This is a genomic window from Deinococcus metalli, from assembly GCF_014201805.1.
GTDB lineage: Bacteria > Deinococcota > Deinococci > Deinococcales > Deinococcaceae > Deinococcus > Deinococcus metalli.
Genome location: NZ_JACHFK010000037.1, coordinates 1 through 1143 on the forward strand (window position 1 = coordinate 1; position 1143 = coordinate 1143).

2 protein-coding genes are annotated in these 1143 nt (G+C 66.9%); one reads left to right on the plus strand and one right to left on the minus strand.

Features of this window, described 5'->3' with window-relative positions; translation table 11 throughout:
* Complete coding sequence (locus HNQ07_RS23790) at positions 1 to 861, plus strand: IS5 family transposase (protein WP_311733234.1); 861 nt, start codon at positions 1 to 3, stop codon at positions 859 to 861.
* On the opposite strand, the gene HNQ07_RS23795 is transcribed toward HNQ07_RS23790, so the two are convergent.
* Positions 800 to 1105: a hypothetical protein gene (locus HNQ07_RS23795; protein WP_260323298.1), complete on the minus strand. Its 306-nt coding sequence runs from the start codon at positions 1103 to 1105 to the stop codon at positions 800 to 802. The two genes, HNQ07_RS23790 and HNQ07_RS23795, sit on opposite strands and share 62 nt — an antisense overlap.
* Between the last annotated feature and the right edge of the window lie 38 nt (positions 1106 to 1143).

Here is a 1143-nt window from a genome sequence, read left to right on the forward strand (position 1 = left end):
ATCGAACACCTCGTCCCTGACGACCTGTGGGCGCTGATCGCGCCGCTGTTCCCTGATCCAGCCGTCCCCGCTTCGCGGGGACGGCCTCCTCTTCACCCACGCCGTGTGCTCGCGGGCATCCTGTACCTCCTGCGCTGGGGCCTTCCCTGGCGGCAACTCCCCCTCGCCCTTGGGTGCGGCAGTGGCCGCACGTGTGAGCGCCGCTTCAATGAGTGGCAACGCGCCGGACTGTGGTCACGGCTCCACGTTCGCCTTCTGGAGGCCGCGCACCACGCCGGGCACCTGGACTGGACACGAAGCGCCCTCGACTCCGCAAGCGTGCTGGCGCCCCGGGGCGGTGAGCACACGGGAGCAAATCCGACCGATCGCGGGAAGCGAGGCAGCAAACTGCACGTGTTGATCGATGGCCAGGGGATCCCTCTGGCCATCACGGTCACGGGGGCGAATGTCCACGACTCCAGACAGCTTGAGGCCACCCTGGACGCGGTTCCCCGGGTGCGTAGTGGACGCCGAGGGCGTCCACGATGCCGCCCAGCCAAACTGCATGCCGACAAAGGGTATGACTACCCACGCTGTCGACACGCGATTCGGCGGCGTGGGATTCAGCCCCGTATCGCACGGCGCGGTGTGGAGTCAAAGGCCACGCTGGGCCGGCATCGGTGGCGCGTCGAACGCACGCTGAGCTGGCTGCTGGCCTTCCGACGTCTGGCCGTCCGACGCGAACGCTGTGCGCAGCGCTTTCTGTCGCTGGCCCACCTGGCGTGTGCGGTGATCGTCTGGCGCGCGCTGCGGCGGAACGCTAGCGTTCCGCCGGCTGGGTCAGGCCCTGCAGTTCCTGAAACAAGCGGCCGATCAGCTTGATCTGACGTTCCGCCGCCTCGACCCGTTCCGCTTCACTCTGGCCGTCGATCGGGATGGCCTGCACTGCGCTGGACTGCGCCACGGATAGCAGGGCCTTCTCGAAGTCAATGGCGGCTTGGACGGCCTGCACGCTGTCTGCCGCGTACTCCTGTGCCATGCCGTCCAGCATCTCCATGAACTCCACCGACTGAATGGGCAGACGGGTGGCCTGAGAGACAGGTGCAGTAGTCTTCCGCGGTGCCATGTCTCATTGTGGCATCCCGCTTTTTGTCCTCAGGCTCT